This window comes from Rhodococcus sp. G6(2025) (assembly GCF_058628105.1).
The window spans coordinates 3,689,815-3,706,221 of sequence record NZ_CP179750.1; the positions used below are offsets into that span (position 1 = coordinate 3,689,815).

At 65.4% G+C, this 16,407-nt stretch carries 15 protein-coding genes; 9 read left to right on the forward strand and 6 right to left on the reverse strand.

What is annotated here, in order from left to right; genetic code table 11:
• The first annotated feature begins 62 nt into the window (after nt 1-62).
• Nucleotides 63-2,129, forward strand: a complete 2,067-nt coding sequence (locus ACLIVD_RS17045; protein WP_283331725.1) for an FUSC family protein — start codon at nt 63-65, stop codon at nt 2,127-2,129.
• A gap of 281 nt (nt 2,130-2,410) precedes the next feature.
• Here the strand turns inward: ACLIVD_RS17045 and ACLIVD_RS17050 are convergent, their stop codons facing one another.
• Complete coding sequence (locus tag ACLIVD_RS17050; RefSeq protein WP_283331724.1) at nt 2,411-2,677, reverse strand: hypothetical protein; 267 nt, start codon at nt 2,675-2,677, stop codon at nt 2,411-2,413.
• Nucleotides 2,678-2,744: 67 nt separating this feature from the next.
• Nucleotides 2,745-2,948, reverse strand: a complete 204-nt coding sequence (locus tag ACLIVD_RS17055) for a hypothetical protein (RefSeq protein ID WP_283331722.1) — start codon at nt 2,946-2,948, stop codon at nt 2,745-2,747.
• A 344-nt stretch (nt 2,949-3,292) separates the two neighbouring features.
• On the opposite strand from ACLIVD_RS17055, the gene ACLIVD_RS17060 reads away from it, so the two are divergent.
• Entirely contained in the window at nt 3,293-3,640 is a 348-nt protein-coding gene (locus tag ACLIVD_RS17060; protein WP_283331721.1) for a hypothetical protein, read from the forward strand.
• Nucleotides 3,641-3,870: 230 nt separating this feature from the next.
• Here ACLIVD_RS17060 and ACLIVD_RS17065 read toward each other — a convergent pair whose 3' ends face one another.
• From ACLIVD_RS17065 to ACLIVD_RS17080, 4 genes are all read right to left on the reverse strand, one after another.
• Complete coding sequence (locus tag ACLIVD_RS17065) at nt 3,871-4,038, reverse strand: hypothetical protein (RefSeq protein ID WP_198602278.1); 168 nt, start codon at nt 4,036-4,038, stop codon at nt 3,871-3,873.
• 207 nt (nt 4,039-4,245) lie between these two features.
• Nucleotides 4,246-4,440, reverse strand: coding sequence for a hypothetical protein (locus tag ACLIVD_RS17070; RefSeq protein WP_283354620.1), 195 nt, complete (start codon nt 4,438-4,440; stop codon nt 4,246-4,248).
• Between the two features lie 258 nt (nt 4,441-4,698).
• Nucleotides 4,699-6,762, reverse strand: coding sequence for a transglycosylase domain-containing protein (locus ACLIVD_RS17075; protein ID WP_280782291.1), 2,064 nt, complete (start codon nt 6,760-6,762; stop codon nt 4,699-4,701).
• A gap of 164 nt (nt 6,763-6,926) precedes the next feature.
• A complete protein-coding gene (locus ACLIVD_RS17080; protein WP_491932892.1) occupies nt 6,927-7,217 on the reverse strand; it encodes a hypothetical protein in 291 nt (96 codons plus the stop codon).
• A 297-nt stretch (nt 7,218-7,514) separates the two neighbouring features.
• Here ACLIVD_RS17080 and ACLIVD_RS17085 point away from each other — a divergent pair, with 297 nt between their 5' ends.
• The 7 genes from ACLIVD_RS17085 to ACLIVD_RS17115 all read left to right on the forward strand — a co-directional run bounded on the left by ACLIVD_RS17085 (nt 7,515) and on the right by ACLIVD_RS17115 (nt 16,371).
• Nucleotides 7,515-7,844: a VOC family protein gene (locus tag ACLIVD_RS17085; protein WP_280782289.1), complete on the forward strand. Its 330-nt coding sequence runs from the start codon at nt 7,515-7,517 to the stop codon at nt 7,842-7,844.
• A gap of 485 nt (nt 7,845-8,329) precedes the next feature.
• On the forward strand, nt 8,330-10,177 hold the full coding sequence (gene dnaK / locus ACLIVD_RS17090; RefSeq protein WP_491932744.1) for a molecular chaperone DnaK: 1,848 nt from the start codon (nt 8,330-8,332) through the stop codon (nt 10,175-10,177).
• Entirely contained in the window at nt 10,174-10,845 is a 672-nt protein-coding gene (gene grpE / locus ACLIVD_RS17095; protein ID WP_283331715.1) for a nucleotide exchange factor GrpE, read from the forward strand. Before dnaK ends, grpE begins: the two co-directional genes overlap by 4 nt.
• Before the next feature lie 83 nt (nt 10,846-10,928).
• Complete coding sequence (locus ACLIVD_RS17100; protein ID WP_491932745.1) at nt 10,929-12,098, forward strand: DnaJ C-terminal domain-containing protein; 1,170 nt, start codon at nt 10,929-10,931, stop codon at nt 12,096-12,098.
• Nucleotides 12,099-12,215: 117 nt separating this feature from the next.
• The gene (locus tag ACLIVD_RS17105) at nt 12,216-12,605 is read left to right on the forward strand and encodes a VOC family protein (protein ID WP_317567393.1); all 390 of its coding nucleotides are present in this window, start codon (nt 12,216-12,218) and stop codon (nt 12,603-12,605) included.
• Between the two features lie 689 nt (nt 12,606-13,294).
• Nucleotides 13,295-14,551: a threonine--tRNA ligase gene (thrS, locus tag ACLIVD_RS17110; RefSeq protein ID WP_491932746.1), complete on the forward strand. Its 1,257-nt coding sequence runs from the start codon at nt 13,295-13,297 to the stop codon at nt 14,549-14,551.
• A 338-nt stretch (nt 14,552-14,889) separates the two neighbouring features.
• Entirely contained in the window at nt 14,890-16,371 is a 1,482-nt protein-coding gene (locus ACLIVD_RS17115; RefSeq protein ID WP_491932747.1) for a sensor histidine kinase, read from the forward strand.
• Nucleotides 16,372-16,407 lie beyond the last annotated feature (36 nt).

A 16,407-nucleotide genomic window follows, 5' to 3' on the forward strand; every position in this document is an offset into this window, starting at 1 on the left:
GCCATCAACGAACTCGCACGCCTCTCACGATCGGGGATGAACCCAGGGCGCACAATCGGTGAATGCCTTTTCGGTTCGTACAGGAGACAGTCCGTTTTCTCGCGGTCTCCGATCCCGGCAGGCTGCGGCTCCGTGCCGCAACCGCCACGACGATCACCGTCGTGCTCGCGATGGTGGTGCTACTACCGGGTTCCGACGTGATCGGCCAGCCACTCACCGTCGCGCTTCTCGGGACGGTTGTCGCGATGCAGTCCTCGGCGGCGGTCAAGGACAGGGATCAGCACAGCAGGGTGATCACGACACTGCTGCTCGTGTTCCCGGCAATCGCAGCGGTGTCGATGTCCGCGGCGCTGTCACACTTCGGGAAGGTCGCCGATGTGGGTTTCATCGCGGTGCTCTTCGCGGCCGTCTGGGTGCGGCGCTACGGCCCGCGAGGGACGGCTCTCGGGATGGTCGCGTTCATCTGCTACTTCTTCGCGCTCTTCCTTCGGGCCGAGCCTGGGCAGATTCCCATCCTCGCCGTGTCCATCGTCGCCGGCGTCGGTATCTCGCTCCTCGTCCGAACAGTGATCCTGCCGGATCGGCCGGGGCTCGAACTCAAACGTTTGGTTCGGGCGCTGCGGGCCGCGTCGATCGACGTGCTGGAGGTGGCGTCGAACAGGGGTGATCGGAATCTCGATCTACTCCGCAAGAAACTCGATCGGCTCGGAAGCACCGCGCTGATGATCGACGACTGGCTCGACCGCAACGATGCAGCTCAGATCCTGAGCGTCACGAATGATGATCTGTCCGTTCGTATCTTCGATGCGCAAATCGCTACCGAACAACTCGTCAGCGCGCTGTGGGCGCTCGACCCGAACAAGTCGTGGCCGAATTCGCTGGGGCAGGCGACCACGGCACTGGGATCGTGCCTGCAGAACAATCCGTCGGACGACCAACTCCGCGCTGCCCGACGCCTCGCCGCCACGGCCGCAGACAAGTCCGATCCATCGACTCCGGCGGGTATCGCGACCGCCGTCGCGATGCGAGCAGTGCAGGCACACATCGCGATCCATCACATCACCAACAATGCCCTGCGAACAGAATCCGAGCCGAGGAAGAAGCCGGACGAGGACGAAGAAACGGACACCGGATGGAATCCGAGCACCAAAGCCGCGATCCAGGTAGCCGTCGCGACCAGCGCTGCAACGATCCTCGGTGAGCTCATCTCGCCCGACCGCTGGTACTGGGCGGTCCTGACGGCCTTCCTCGTTTTCACCGGAGCATCTACCCGCGGTGAGATTCTCTCGCGCGCAGGCCACCGCGTCGTCGGCACCATCGCGGGAGTTCTTGCAGGAGTATTGCTGTCCGCGTTGGTCGGAAACAACCAGCCATTGCAGCTGCTCCTGCTCGTCGTCTGCGTATTCTTCGCGTTCTACCTCGTGACGGTCGCCTACGCATTGCTCTCCTTCTTCGTCACCGTCATGCTTGCGATGCTCTACGGACTGCTCGGCACATTCAGCATCGAGGTACTCGAACTGCGCATCTACGAAACGGCGGCCGGCGGAATCGTCGGAATCGCGGCGGCGTACTTCATCTTCTCCACCGGAACGAGATCGACGCTGACCTCGAAGATCGACGACTACCTCGATCAGATGACTGCCATCATCGACACCGCTATCGGAGCCGTCGTCCAACCAGGCCACGAGACTGACCTCGTCGCCGACATCCGGAAGCTGGACAACGCGCTGAAGGACCTTGTCACGGCGGGCAAACCCTTGGAAATGGGACCGACGACGCGGACCCGCCGGGGCGCAAAACGGTTGTTGCGGATCATGACGGCCAGCAATCGGTCGTCTCATGCACTCGCCCGAGCAGGGGTAAGCGCCGCCCGCGGCGAACCAGACAGCGAACCGTCGCAGGAGACCACGAAGGCATTGCGCCAAGCATCCGACGTCACCAAGGCAACCATCGCCGACGTCAAACGCGCACTCGCCGGCGAGCACGTAGAGCCTCCAGAGAAACTCACCGAAACCTCGGCACCCGACGTCATGCTGCAGTCGACCACCACGCCGGGGCCGGTTCGCAGTGCCGTCCGCTCGCTCAGCACCCTCAACCGCACGATGGGGGAGGCATTGACGCATGTCTGATGGCTCGTATGTACTCCCGAGCGAAGCACAAAGCAAGCCAGTCGAACCGGGAAGCCTGCCGAAGTCCCCGGCGCTGACCCGCAACGGTGGGCGGTCTTCGCGAGGAGGCGGGGAGCTCGATTACCCATAACTCGGCCAAATCCTCAGGCGCACATGTGTGGACGAGGTTGACATCACCGACCCGCAGTCGATCGACCGGGCGTTGCGTGTCGCGGTCACCAATCCCGCGGTGCTGGTCGAGTTCGGGTTCTCCGGCAGCCGGTATCGATGAGGGCATTCGTTCACCCAGCGGACGTCAGCACTCCGATGATTGCAATCGCGATCGCCGAGGCGGCGCCACAGATTGTCCAGGCCTGCACAGCGGTCCGGCGCCAGCGGGGATCGCGGAGCCGGGTGGTCGGCGCGGGGGCAGCGCCTCCGCCACCGACACGTGACGGTTCGGGTTCACGTACGTGACGGTGCGACATCGCATCCGCAGCGAGCGCTGCGCCGAGAGAGGCGACCACCACGATCAACGTGACGGCGATGACCACAACAGTCCAGGGCATATGTGCACCGTGCCTTTACGATTCCTGGGATGCCGACGGCATGCGTCGACGTTGGTGTGGGCGTGCGTCATGGCGAAGGCCGGAGCATCACAGCTGCCGCGATGAGGCCGGCGAAGGTCGCGGCGACGATCGCCGCGGTGGCGCACAGTGAGCTGGTGACCATCCAGGCGGGCATGGCGACGGATAGTGCGGCACCGGCACCGATGATTGGCTGTGAGAGGCGTTCTGCACCGCCGGGAATGTGCTGCTTCATGGGTAGCGAGGGATGCATTCCAAGCTCCTTTCGCAAAGGGATAGACGCAGGCGGTGGTGATATCGAGTCCGATCGGCAGGGCCGCCTGGGTGGTTTGTCTGTCTCCTCCGGTAACGATTAAGAGTGATTTGGATCACAATTGAGTTGCAGGGCTCGTTTGTACCGCATTCCTGTCGGGAGCGCCACTAGGCAACCGTCCATGTTCGGGAATCCCCGGCAGCGTCCGGTGCGATTCGCGGTAACCCGCCGGGTGCTGTAATCCGCTCGGCGGATCGAACACCGACGTGAATCGCCGACGTTGCGAGACAACGGGACTTAAGACCCTATCCGCAAATGCTTTCGCCGAGCTTACGATGCCGCGTGTGACACTCGGCTCCCTGTCCTTGGCCCTTCTACGTGTGAACTACCGACTGGCGCGGCTTCCGCTGCAACTGTTCGAAGACGTGGCGGTGTCTCGGCTCGACGAACGGGAGCCGGTACGGCTCGCCTACGAGCAGATTCTGATCGACTGCGACCGTGCCGCGGCATACCTGCTCAACGATGGGAACGCGGCCCGGCGTGCGGCTGAGTTGGAGCGGCGGACCGCGTCGGTGCGACTGCTGATTGCCCGTGAACATCACCGCGTGCAGCGTCGTGGTGTGATCTTGCTCGATGAGCAGCGCGAGCGGTTTCATCGACGCCGTCAGCAGGACGCGGGTCTGCCGACATGACGTGAGCCTTGTTCGTCGTTACGGTGGTGCGCGGTCAGCACAATCGACCGGTGAGCCGACGGGCCCAGGTGGGGCGTAGGGAAGTTTCGCGCATCATCAGGGCGCGCCGGCCGCTCTGGCCTTTCACGCCACGTGTGGTGGTAGCTGCCGGGATGGGGGAGGGCTGACTGCTTTGCGGCGGGCGGGCCCGTAGTTCGCTGGCGTAGTGCGCACCACGTCTCAAACCCGGTTCAGCCCACCAGCGGCCTGAATTCGTGGAGGTTCAACAGCTGCTGCACATACTGCCCTTCGGCCAGCGCCGTCATGGCGTCGAGCCTGGCCAACTCTCCGGGGCTAGCCGTCGCAATGTCGAGTTGCATCAACTCGGCGACCCACTCCCGGATCTCCTGATGGATCACACCCGATCACCACCTCTGCACTGTGCGTTTGCGCGACTCGGGCCGACGCTGATTCTCGATCTGATCTGGCGTCAGCGCCGGATCTCGAGCCCGACGACGACGCCGGTCTTGCGTGCCTCCGCGATCGCGGCATCGTCCTGTGTGCTCATGCCTTGATTCTCCTCCGAACGTCCAGAGCGCGGGAATCGCCGGTTATCACCACTGAGTTCATTGCCTCTCCGGCGGCCATTTCCAGCCGCGGAGGGCGTAGTACCTCTCGCGGGGCTCGCCGGTCCAACCGTTGATGCCTTTCCGCGGAAGCCACCAGGCGTGGATCAGCAGCACGATCGCGGCCAGGACGGCGAGCAGCACGAAGAACCAGAATCGCCCCGCAGTGGCGGAAACCAGGACCGACAGCCGCACAACACGACGATCTTTCCGATCCGCCGCATTTCGGGGTGTGTTCCTCCCAATGCCCCCACACGATGGTGCCTACGGCGGTGATCCCGCATATCACCGCAATTTCGAACCAATAGGGCCAGCTGCTCATCGTTCACTTTCCCATGCCTCGCGGAGGCCGTCCTGCCTGCCGACCCCGGCGTGACCAACCGTCAGCAGAACAATCGCAGCAACCCGAGAGCTACTGTCCAGTTGAAGGCGTTCACCCCGCTCGTCGTCCGGTCAGCGGGCGTAGCGCTGGTCGATCGGAGGCAGGGTGGTGGGGCCGAAGTTGTTCGCGATCGGCATCATCGCCGTGAACCAGGTGCGGGCCGGCTCGGTGCCACCGAAGAGGTTGCCGTCCCCGCACGAGCGCAGTGGACTGGTGCAGATCTGGCCGGGGGTCGGCGAGTCCCCGAACACATAGACGCTGCCGGCCAGGTTGTTGGTGTACCCGACGAACGCCGACGACATGTGCGATTCGGTGGTCCCGGTCTTGCCGGACATCGGGAGCTTCCACCCGGCGGCCGCGGCCGCGGCCGACGCCGTGCCACCGGGCAGGTCGTCTTTGCTGAGCGCGTTGGACAGGGTGTCGGCCAGGCCGGGATCGATGACCTGCTCGCAGGCTTGCTGGGTGAGGGGTACCGGCCGGCCCTCGCGGTCGACGATGGAGTCGATCGGAGTCGGTGGGCACCATTTGCCGTGCGAGGCCAGGGTCGCGGCGACATTCGACAGTTCGAGCGGATTGATCCACACCGGGCCAAGGGTGAACGACCCCAGATTCTGGTCCTTCTGCATGTCGGCCAGGCTCTGGTCTCCGAACCCGGAGGTGCCCGGTTCGGTGTAGGACCGCATGCCGAGGCGCACCGCCATGTCGACCGTCGCATCCACCCCGGTGGCCTGGAGAAGTTTCACGAACGCGGTGTTCGGGGACTGGGCGAGGGCGTCGGTGACCGCCAATGCCCGCGGATAGGGGGCGGCGTTCTGCACGCAGTAGGTCGCCGCCGGGCATCCGGGGGCGCCGCCGTCGCCCATCCCGCGGGCGTCGAACCGGCCGGGCACGTCGAGGATCGCGTTGAGCCGGAGCCCCTTTTCCATGGCCGCGGCGGTGGTGAAGATCTTGAACACCGATCCGGCGCCGTGCCCGGACAATGAATAGGGCAACTCCTGCACCGTCTCGGCGGCGGCAGCGTCCAGGCCGTAGTTGCGGCTGCCCGCCATCGCCAGGACCCGATGTTGGTCCTGGCCGGGCTGCACGACGTTCATCACGCTCGCGATGTCGGGGAGCTTCGGGTCGGCGTAGGTGGACACCGCCGACCTCACTGATCCCTGCACGGCCGGATCGAGGGTGGTGCGGATCAGGTAGCCGCCCTTCTCGAGCTGCTCCCGGGACAACCCGGCGGTCTGGAGGTACTGCAACGCGTAGTCGCAGAAGAACCCGCGGTCGCCGGCGGCGATGCATCCTCGGGGCAGATTGTTCGGTTTCGGGAGCACCCCGAGCGGCGTTTCCTTCAGGGCGCGGATCTCGGCTGCCCGGTCCGGAACATTCACGACCAGGGTGTCCAGGACGACATTGCGGCGCTCGAACACCCCCTCCGGGTTGGTGTAGGGGTTGAGTGCGGAGCTGGACTGCACCATGCCCGCGAGCATCGCCGACTGCGCCAGGTTCAGGTCCTTGGCGTCGATGCCGAAGTACGTGCGGGCGGCGTCTTGCACCCCGAAGGAACCGTTGCCGAACGGCACCAGGTTCAGGTACCGGGTGAGAATTTCCTCTTTGGAGAGTTCCTGGTCGAGGGTCATCGCCATCCGGATCTCCCGGATCTTGCGGACCGGCGTGGTCTCGATCGCGGCACGGCGCTCGGCGTCGGTCTTGGCGACCACGTGCAGTAGGTAGTTCTTCACGTACTGCTGATTGATGGTCGAGGCACCCTGCTCGATCTGACCGCTGGTGGTGTTGGTGAAGAACGCCCGCATGGTGCCCTGCCAGTCCACCCCTTGATGTTCGCCGAACCGTCTGTCCTCGATGGAGAGAATCGCCAGTTTCATCTCGTTGGAGATCTGGTCGCTGGGGACCTCGAATCGGCGCTGGTCGTACAGCCAGGCGATCGGGTTCCCGGTGATGTCGGTCATGGTCGTCACCGCCGGCACCACCCCGTCGGCCAGTTCGGCCGAGGAATTACCGACGCTGTCGGCGGCACGGTTGGACGCGTACCCGAGCCCGGCGGCGATCGGGAACATCACCCCGGCCAGCATTATCCCCGCGGCCACGGTGGCGCCGGTGAGTTTGAGAACAATCTTGGAATGCACTTCGGCACCTCATTCCGACGGTGCACCGGCAACGAATCTACCGATGCTGAAACGACTATCGGGTCACGCGGCACGCCCGGTGAGGGATGTGGCGCCCAAGCCCGTGGCGGTCACGAGAGGGGAGTGGCGTCAGATCTGCTGGGACGGCAGCCGGTGCCTGCCTGTCACACCCGGAGCACACAGGTGCTGTTCCGCGCGGGCATGGGTGACACGGCCGAGGTCGGTGACGGTGCCCGGGCGCGGACCGGCAGCGATACCGGCCAGTTGACGGCGCCGCGCTCCGGGGCGCGGCGCGGCGCGAGCGCGTCGGCTCCGACGTCAGCTGGGAACGTCTCCTGCGCATCGTCCACCGCGTTGGTGTGGCCGAACTGCAGGGCCATGCGCTCGACGGCGATCACCCCGAGCACGGTGAGCAGCGCCGTGCGCCGCCGCGAGGATTGCCGACCGCCACACACAGGGCTCAAGGTAACACCGATAGCGTGTTTCCTGCCCTGTTCCGGGGAGAGACCATCAAAGGCGCTGAACCGGTGGGCGATCCGCCGCCCGTCGGCCACAGCCAAAGCGAGGGGGAGACCCCTGGCAGAAGATGACGGACCGCGCGGAGTCCGGATCTGGAACCCCGTTGCGTCGATACAAGATGACGAATCATCACTTCCAGATCGGTCAGAAATCGAGAAGCGCCGGCCCCGAGCCGCGCATAACGTGGTCGTCATCGCCGAACGAGCGGCCGCCGCATAACGAAGGAGACGAACATGAGCCCCACAATCCGCAGCCTGGTGATCCCCGTATCCGACCTGGACGCCGCCAAGGCGGTCTATTCCGCGCTGCTCGGCGCACCTCACACCGACGAGGCCTACTACGTCGGATACAACGTGGACGGCTTCGAGGTCGCGCTGAATCCAGGTGACGGGGCCGCCGGACCGGTTGCGTTCGCCGACGTCGAGGATCTCGACGCGACCCGCGACACGCTGCTTGCCGCCGGCGCAACCGAGCGCGACGCTCCACGTCAGGTTGCACCCGAGACACGGATTTGCGTGCTTGCCGACGCTGACGGCAACCCGATCGGGCTGCGCGGCCGATAGACGTCGGCGTGGCCGGGCCCTCCCACGTGAATCGCGCGGGAGGGTGGGGCGAATCAGCGCACTCGTCCAGGACGGCTACGCGTAACCTCGGCCCGGTAGCCGGACACTCGGACTGCTTGTGTTCCTTGCCATTAGACGGCGAGCGGACTATCTCCTACGCACCTCGGCGACGCGGCGGAGCAGTTGGGCGGATCCTGGCCATCGCCTGCGCGTGACTGTGACCCCGGAAACCGCCTGCGGTGACTGTGGCCCGGAAACCGATTCGATGACCCGTGCAGACGTCGCACCGACACATCACTACCGATCATGACGAAATCCACCAGGCGAACACAGCAAAGGTTGAGCGTTCCACGCTCAATTCTTCGCCTTGACCTCGGTTTGGACCGGGGGGAAAATTGAGTCGATAACACTCAATTTCGGTGGGTGTGACGACGAGCAGATCGACCGAAGGATCACGGCCACCCGGTGTGCTGCTGGAGGCGGTCATGGCTCGCGCGGTGGGAATCGATTTGGGGACCACGAACTCGGTGGTGTGCGTGCTGGAGGGTGGCGACCCGGTGGTGGTCGCCAACTCGGAGGGGTCGCGCACGACACCGTCGGTGGTGGCGTTCGCGAAGAACGGTGAGGTGCTGGTCGGCCAGCCCGCGAAGAACCAGGCCGTCACCAACGTCGATCGCACCATCCGCTCCGTCAAGCGCCACATCGGCACCGACTGGCATGTGGAGATCGACGGCAAGAAGTACAACGCTCAGGAGATCAGTGCCCGCACGCTCATGAAGCTGAAGCGCGACGCCGAGGCGTACCTGGGTGAGGACATCACAGACGCCGTGATCACCGTCCCCGCGTACTTCGAGGACGCCCAGCGTCAGGCCACGAAGGAAGCCGGCCAGATCGCCGGTCTCAACGTCCTGCGCATCGTCAACGAGCCCACCGCGGCCGCACTGGCCTACGGCCTGGACAAGGGCGACAAGGAACAGACCATCCTGGTCTTCGACCTCGGTGGCGGCACCTTCGACGTCTCGCTGCTCGAAATCGGCGACGGCGTCGTCGAGGTCCGGGCCACGTCCGGCGACAACCACCTCGGTGGTGACGACTGGGACGACCGGATCGTGAAGTGGCTGGCCGAGAAGTTCAAGGCTCAGAACGGCATCGATCTGACCAAGGACAAGATGGCCCTGCAGCGTCTCCGCGAGGCCGCGGAGAAGGCCAAGATCGAACTGTCCTCCTCGCAGAGCACGTCGATCAACCTGCCCTACATCACCGTCGACGCGGACAAGAACCCGCTGTTCCTCGACGAGCAGTTGTCCCGCAGCGAGTTCGAGAAGATCACGTCCGATCTCCTCGACCGCACCCGCGCCCCGTTCCAATCGGTGATCAAGGACGCGAAGATTTCCGTCAAAGACATCGACCAAGTCGTGCTCGTCGGTGGTTCCACCCGTATGCCGGCCGTGACGAATCTGGTTCGCGAGCTGACCGGCGGGAAGGAACCGAACAAGGGTGTCAATCCGGACGAGGTCGTCGCCGTCGGCGCCGCCCTGCAGGCCGGTGTTCTCAAGGGCGAGGTCAAGGACGTGCTGCTCCTCGACGTCACCCCGCTGTCCCTCGGCATCGAGACCAAGGGTGGCGTGATGATCAAGCTCATCGAGCGCAACACCACCATCCCGACCAAGCGTTCCGAGACCTTCACCACGGCTGACGACAATCAGCCGTCGGTGCAGATCCAGGTGTTCCAGGGTGAGCGCGAAATCGCCTCGCACAACAAGCTGCTCGGCTCGTTCGAGCTGGCGGGGATTCCGCCGGCACCGCGGGGGGTGCCGCAGATCGAGGTCACCTTCGACATCGACGCCAACGGCATCGTGCACGTGACCGCCAAGGACAAGGGCACGGGCAAGGAGAACACGATCAAGATCCAGGAGGGTTCCGGACTGTCCAAGGAAGAGATCGACCGGATGATCAAGGACGCCGAGGCTCACGCTGCCGAGGACGCCCAACGCAGGGAGGAAGCGGAGGTCCGCAACCAGGCCGAGTCGCTGGTGTACCAGACCGAGAAGTTCATCAAGGACAACGAGGACAAGGTGCCCGCCGACGTCAAGGAGAAGGTCGAGTCGTCGATCACGAATGCCCAGGAGAAGTTGAAGGGCAGCGACGTCGCGGCGATCAAAGAGGCCATCGAGAAACTGTCCACCGACTCGCAAGCCTTGGGCCAGGCGATCTACGACGCGCAGGCGAAGGACTCGGCCGCCACCGGCGGTGGGAACGGTTCCCCGGGTGGGGACGAGGAGGTCTTCGACGCGGAGGTGGTGGACGAACCCGGACGGGAGGACAACCGATGAGCAGCAGCGAGCGCCGCAACGGCAACAAGCCGCCGCGGGAACCGATCTCGATCACCGACAAACGCCGCGTCGATCCGGACACCGGCCGGGTGCGCGAGCACACTCCGAGCCAGCCCGTCACCCCGACCCCACAACGGGAACCCCCGCCGACCACGTCCGACGCGGAGATGCACCCCGGTGACCGGGCCGATCGGGCGGCGCGCGAACACCCTGATCGAGTGGCGGAGTTGACCGCCGATCTGCAGCGGGTGCAGGCCGAGTACACCAACTACCGGCGCCGGATCGAACGCGACCGACACGCGGCAGTCGAGGCCGCGACGGCGTCGGTGGCGGCGAAGTTTCTCGGGATCCTCGACGACCTCGATCGAGCCCGCGAGCACGGCGACCTCGAAACCGAACCCCTGCGTGCGATCGCGGCCAAGCTCGATGCGATCCTGACCGGCCTGGGAGTGGCCGCATTCGGTGAAGAGGGCGACCGCTTCGATCCCACCTTGCACGAAGCGGTCCAGCACGAAGGTGCCGGGGGCGATCCCGTCGTGGGCAGGGTGCTGCGACGCGGCTACACCTTCGGTGACCGCAAGGTGCTGCGGACCGCGACGGTCGCCGTGGTCGAGGGGCCCGCTTCGCCGGGGAACGGCACGGGCACCGCCCCGGTCGACGGTGCCTGAGACACCGCACACCAGCCTGACAACGCCGATCTCGGAGCGCACGGCGCTCTCGTCGCAGCCAGGAGAGGAAAGGAGGATGCCAAGTGTCGCAGCAGGAATGGCTCGACCGCGACTTCTACGCCGCTCTGGGTGTCCCTTCGACGGCGTCGGCCGGGGAGATCAAGAAGGCGTACCGCACATTGGCTCGGGAGCTGCATCCGGACGCAAACCCGCACAACACCGAGGTGGGGGATCGGTTCAAGGCGGTCAGTGAGGCGTACGCGGTGCTCTCGGACCCCGCCACACGCAAGGATTACGACCGCGTGCGCCGGCTGCTCCGATCCGGAGCGTCCACCGGGACGGGTTTTCCTCCACGCGCCGGGTCGGGCGGCTTCGAATTCGGGGACCTGTTCGGGAGCGGTCCACCCTTCACCATGGCCGATCCTCTGGGCGGGGTCGGCGATGTGCTCGGAGACCTGTTCCGGCGCGCAGGAACCCGAACTGCATCGGCCCGGCCGAGGCGGGGCAGCGACGTCGAGACCGAGACCAGACTGTCGTTCCAGGAGGCGGTCGCCGGGATGGTGTTGCCGCTATGGATGACCGGGCCGATGGTGTGCACCAGCTGTCACGGCTCCGGCATACGGCCGGGAACCCGGCAACGAACGTGCCCACACTGCGGCGGGGTCGGGGCGCGCAACCGGAATCTGGGCGGCTTCGGGTTCAGCGAACCCTGCGAGGATTGCCGGGGCACGGGATCGATCGTCGACACCCCCTGCCCGGATTGCCAGGGCAACGGGATCGGGGACCGCACCCGCACTATCTCCGTCCGTGTTCCGCCCGGGGTGAGCGACGGGCAACGCATCCGGTTACCGGCGCAGGGCGAACCTGGTCTCGGTGGGGCGCCGTCGGGGGACCTGTATGTCACTGTGCGCGTCGAACCGGACCCGGTATTCGCCCGCAGCGGCGATGACCTCACCGTCACCGTTCCCGTGTCGTTCGCCGAATTGGCCTTGGGTACCGTGCTGTCCGTACCAAACTTCGATGGTCGGGTCAGTCTGAAGATCCCGCCGGGAACCCAGTCGGGGAGAACGTTCCGGCTGCGCGGACGCGGGGTGCCTCGCCGCGGCGACGCGGTCGGTGATCTGCTGGTCACCGTAGAGGTCGCGGTCCCGTCCGATCTCGGCCAAGAAGCCGCTGAGGCGTTGCGGGCGTACGCTCGGGCAGAGGAAATAGGCGGATTCGACCCCCGCCCCGGTTGGGCGGACAGCCGATGACGTCGGGAACGATGTCAGCACCGCGGAATCACCTCGTCATTCCCGCCGTCGAGATCGACACCCGCATCCGATACCCGCTTCCCACCCTCACCACCGAATCGTGAAAAGGAGTGTCCGATGACCCCACCCGACGAATGCGCCGGCGTCCGCTACCTCGTCGATGACGTGTCCGCAGCCATCGACTTCTACACCAGCCACCTCGGCTTCACCTTGCACGCCAATCCCGCCCCTGCGTTCGCCGACGTGATCCGTGGCCCCTTGCGATTGTTGCTGTCCGGCCCGGCCAGTTCGGGTGCTCGCGCCACCCCGTCCGACATCACCGGCCCGGGCGGCAACCGTATCCACCTCATCGTCAGCGACCTCGACGCCGAGATCACCCGACTACGCGACGCCGGTATCGCCTTTCGCAGCGATGTGGTCAGCGGCCCGGGTGGTCGCCAGATTCTGCTCGCGGACCCCGCCGGCAATCTGATCGAGCTGTTCCAGTCCTCCGCACCGGCCAGGTGACCTCGGAGTGCGCTCGTCATCGCGGCTACTGCTGCCAGTGCTCCCGTGAGCACCGGCGACAGGTGCCCTGCCGGACCGAACCCGTGCGATTCCGGAACCCGACGTTCCACGGGTAGGTCCTCGGCGACATTATGTGTGGACCTGTTTCCACCGCACCCGGTGAGACTGAGTGTGCCAGCCACTGGCAGGCGACAAGGATTCACTTCAGATGCGTGATCACACCGGACCATGCACGCTCGGGCAGCCGATTCCTCGAGTAGCTGCAGATCACGTGAACGATATTCGGCTCGAATGGATCTCGACTCGCAGCCACGACTGTCACCCCGGTCGCCGGTCGACCCATCACCAGCGTGGCGGCAGTGGCGCGGGATCCGGCCACGACCCATCGGTCGTCTCGGAGTGACGATTGATCGGCCTTGTTTCGGCGGCCGGCCTCCACGGCATCGAAGAGTGGAAGTGCTTGGCAGCGGCGAACGAGCCTGGTGTGGCCAGGCATCGGCGCTTTGCCACTGTGCTCACAGCCTTGTACACTTTTGGACCATGCGAGGACACCTCCATTTCACGACGACGCCGGACGCTGCCGGCGCCTTCGTGATGGACTGAGAACCCTCAGGCATTTCAAGCCCCGGAGCAGATCCGGGGCTTCTTGCTTTCCTGGCTGCTCCGGCACGAACAACAGGAGCAGACTTATGGTCACTGACCACCGAGATCTCAACCACGACATGGCCATATTTGCCACGGATCCGCTTGCCGGATCCGGTCTTCCGATGTGGCTTCCCACCGGTGCCGTTGTCCGAGAAGAACTGCAGAAGCTGGCAAAGGAGTTGGCGTCGGGCGATGGATGCCTCGGCGTGTTCTCGCCGGTGCTCGGGAAACGAGCGCTGTACGAGCGGTCCGGGCATTTGAGCAAGTTCAGCCAAGACATGTTCCCCGCCATGCGCATTGGGGATGACGAGGTCATGCTGCGGCCCGCGAACTGTCCTCACCACGCCTTGATCTACGCCTCCGACAGACGCTCATATCGTGAGCTGCCGCTTCGATTCAACGAACTCGCCTCCATGTTCCGAGCCGAGCGTTCCGGAGTTCTGTCCGGCTTGAATCGCGTCCGACAGATCAACCTCGACGACACGCACGTCTTCTGCCGCCCGGACCAGGTGCTGCATGAAGCCGAGCTGGGGTTGCGAGCTGCGCTGCGCGCACAGGAGATCTTGGGGCTACCCATCGATTACGTCCGGCTTTCGATGCGTGACAATTCGGCCGCGTGGCTCGGAATCGAAGCGCAATGGGAGCACGCTCAGGAGCAACTTCGTGCTGCCGGATTGTCCGTCCTCGACGAGCATAGGCTGAACCTGGTCGAAGCCCCATGTGAGGCCGCTTTCTACGGTCCCAAGCTCGATCTGCAAGTTCACGACGGACGTGGCCACGAGGAAACCATCGCCACCGTGCAGCTCGACTTCAACCAGCCGGAGCGATTCGACCTGACCTATGTCGGCGCCGACGGTGGAGACCATCGACCGGTGATGATCCATCGAGGGACTGTCGGGTCGATGGAGCGAGTGACCGCAGCGCTCCTCGAACGCTACTCGGGACGCCTTCCGTTCTGGTTGGCTCCAGTCCAGGTCACAGTTCTGCCGGTCACTGCCGAGCAGGATGCTGTGGCGCGCGCGTTCGCGGATGTAGTACGGCAGCGGGGGCTGCGCAGCCGAGTCGACCATGACGGGTCACTGGGAGCGCGTGTTCGGAAAGCCCGGAAAACCAGAGACCATCTGATCGCAGTCATCGGGCAGACGGAAATCGCGCAGAAGAGTGTGCAGATCACGGACGTCGCCAGTGGTGTTCGAACCCGAATCAGTCAGGAGCAACTTCTCGGGTTGATGGACGACGCGTACCGCCACCGCAGGGCAACCCTCGATTGGGCCCTCTGCGAGCGAGTCTCATGTGGATGAATGGCTTGGTGCATTGTGTGACGCGTGGGAGATGAGGTGCCTCTGGGTGGTGCCGGATGCGTTGTGGGAGACCAGGTGGCTACCGCGGGCGTGGCTGCGTGAACAGGGCGTCACCCCGCGGATCGCGTGCCGCGGGGTCGAGAGGAACGACCGACTGTCTGCCGGGAGCGCTCGTGGCTAGGTCGGATTCGGGCTGTTTCGGGTGACTGAGCGCTGATGGACCCGGTTTCCAGCCTGCCGACGAGGTGTGGGCCTAGGGTGGACTCGGGTGTGGAATCGATGAGTGTCGGCGCGAACCGGCGCCGCTCAGCTGGTTCTGCGAGTCCGAGAGGCACGCGATGACGGATTCGAGCGCGAATACCGCGAGGGTCTCGTTGCGGACGCTGCTGTGGCTGGCTATCGGCATCCTGGTGACGCTGTTTGCGGTGTCTGCAGCCTTCGCGGTGTACGGGAGATTGGCGGTCCGAGCCGCCGTAGACGACCTGTCCGAGCAGCTGCTGCCCGCGCAGCGGGCGGTGGCCGAGCTGACCACGTCGTATGTGAACCAGGAAACGGGACAACGCGGCTACGCCCTTACCGGTGAACCGCAATTCCTCGAACCCTACGACGCGGGCCGGCGTGACGCGACTGCACTGCACACCCGCCTGGACACGCTGCTCGCCGAGGATGCGGCCGCGCAGGAAGCGCTGCAGACGACGGTCGAGGCGGCCGAGACGTGGCGGATACGGGCAGCGGAGCCGGAGATCTCCGCTCGCCGCGACTCCGCGAGCGAACCGGATCGGATCCAGGCGACGACCGGGACGGGCAAGGAGTTGTTCGACGACCTGCGCGCACGGATCGCGGCATTGAGTGCCCGCACCGACATCCTGGTCACCGAGCAGGTCGAACGAGTCCACTCGGCGCAGGCCCTGGCGAACATCACGACCGTCGTCGCGTGCGTTCTCGCCGTGGTCATGGTCGTGACCGCGGTGTATTTGACGCGGCGGCTGCTGACACGGCCGATCGATCATCTCCTCGCCGACATCAGCGCGGTGGCCAGCGGTGACTACGGGCGGGAGATCGACACCGACGGGCCCCGGGAGGTGGCGATCATCGCGGGCACGGTCGACACGATGCGGACCAGCCTGTTGACCAAGAATGAACAACTCATGGCGGCGGAGCGGGCCAGCGCACGTGATGACGAACAGAGCCGGATGGCGGCGGATCTCCACGATGTGATCCTCCAACGCGTGTTCGGTCTGGGCCTCGCACTGACCTCCCTGGGATTCCGGCAACCACGCTTGTCTGCCGAACTCGACCCACTGATCGACGAGACCGACAGCATCGTGCGTGGGTTACGTGCCGTCATATTCGATCTCACCCAGTCCACCGCGGCCGTGCGGTCCGGGGACGCGGGCAGCCTGAGTGCCGCGGTGAGTGAGATCGTCGAAAATAGCGCCGCAGCGCTCGGTTTCACCCCCGACTTCTGTGTGGAGGGACCGGTCGACCGGTATTCCGGTGGGGAGGCCGGGCCGGAACTGCAGGCGGCCCTGCGCGAGGTCCTGAGCAACGTGGCCCGCCACGCACAGGCGAGCGTCTGCAGCGTCCGGGTCACCGCCGACGAGGACGGCCTCGTCTTGACCGTGAGCGACAACGGCACCGGAATCGCGGCGGGTGCTGCGCACGGACACGGACTGACGAACATTCGGAGTCGCGCCGAGCGGCTCGGCGGTCACACGGCCTTTCGCGACCTGGGGCCGGGGACGGAGATCGAGTGGGAGGTACCCGCAACGGAGGCGTCTCCACAAGGGCTTATCGACCGCGGGACCGGTGACCTGTGACTCCGCTGCCGCATCGGCGTGGCCACGACAGTTCCG